Source organism: Nocardia araoensis NBRC 100135 (assembly GCF_000308435.1).
In the GTDB taxonomy this organism is placed as follows: Bacteria; Actinomycetota; Actinomycetes; order Mycobacteriales; family Mycobacteriaceae; genus Nocardia; species Nocardia araoensis.
The window spans coordinates 1-1,333 of sequence record NZ_BAFR01000270.1; the positions used below are offsets into that span (position 1 = coordinate 1).

General features: G+C 65.1%; 1 protein-coding gene and 1 other annotated feature. The gene reads left to right on the top strand.

Annotation, left to right across the window (positions count from 1 at the left end; genetic code table 11):
- Nucleotides 1–54: 54 nt before the first annotated feature.
- Nucleotides 55–1,298 (top strand): IS3 family transposase gene (locus ON21_RS30330; protein WP_086006507.1). Its coding sequence is split into 2 segments (ribosomal slippage): nt 55–343 and nt 343–1,298, totalling 1,245 coding nucleotides; the frame shifts between segments, so codons are not numbered across the junction.
- Nucleotides 342–470 (top strand) — a sequence feature (AL1L pseudoknot). (Overlaps the previous gene by 129 nt.)
- Nucleotides 1,299–1,333: the final 35 nt, after the last annotated feature.

Below are 1,333 nucleotides of genomic sequence, written 5' to 3' on the forward strand. Positions count from 1 at the left end.
TTGAACCGTCACGAGTTGGGGACCGCTTCTTCCTAGAGGAAGATGGTTCCCATCATGTCGAAGCGTTACCCGCCCGAGGTTCGCGAGAAGGCTGTGCGTCTGGCTCTCGAGCGCCTCGATGAGTACGGCACCCCGTATGCCGCTGCGCAGGCAATCGCGCCGTTGGTGGATGTCCATTTCGAGACGCTGCGGATCTGGATCAAGAAGGCGTTGGCCGAGGGCGCCCGGCCGAGCGGGGCGGCCGGCTCGGGCCTGTCCTCGACCGAGCGCGAGGAGCTGACCAAACTGAGGCGAGAGGTCCGAGACCTCAAGCAGGCCAACGAGATCCTGAAGCTGGCCTCGGCTTTCTTCGCGCGGGAACTCGACCCGCGACACCGGTGATCGTCGGGTTCATCGACGAGTACCGCCAGGTCTACGGCGTCGAGTCGATCTGCCGCGCGCTGTCTGCGCACGGAGTCCAGATCGCGCCGCGGACCTACCGCAAAGCCCGCCACCGACCACCCTCGGCCCGCGATATCACCGACGCCTACCTCGAGAACGCGTTACGAGACCTCGCGGGCAAGCCCGAGCAAATGTACGGCCGCCGCAAAATGACCCGCTACCTGCGCCGCCAAGGCCACGACGTGGCGTTCTGCACCGTCGACCGGATCATGGGCGAACTCGGGCTCAACGGTGTCGTGCGAGGCCGCAAGCATCGCACCACCATCCCGGGCAAGGACGGCGTGCGTGCCACCGACAAGCTCAACCGCGACTTCACCGCCCCCGCTCCGGACCGGGTGTGGGTCGCGGATTTCACCTACGTCTCGACCTGGACCGGATGGGCGTATGTGGCGTTCGTGTTCGACGCTTACTCTCGCGCGATCGTGGGCTGGACCGCCGCGGCCACCAAGACGACAGCGTTGGTGGACAAGGCTCTCAACATGGCGGTGTGGCGGCGCGGCCACTACGGGCACCCGGTCGAGCCCGGACTCATATTTCACACCGACGCGGGCAGCCAGTACGTCTCGGTGAAGTTCACTGAATCGCTTGCCCTGCACGGCCTGTCGGCATCGGTCGGCTCGGTCGGCGATGCCTACGACAACGCGCTCGCAGAATCGATCATCGGCCTGTTCAAGACCGAGGTGATCAACCGGCACGGCCCGTTCAAGACTCTCACCGAGGTCGAGTTCGCGCTTATGGAATGGTGCGACTGGTACAACAACGCCCGCCTGCATTCCCGCTTGGACTACCTGACCCCGGCCGAGTACGAAGCCGCCTACTACGCTCAACAACCACCACGCCGACCGGCGCGGATCTGAAACCGAAGCCGGTCCCCAACTCGTGACGGTTCAAC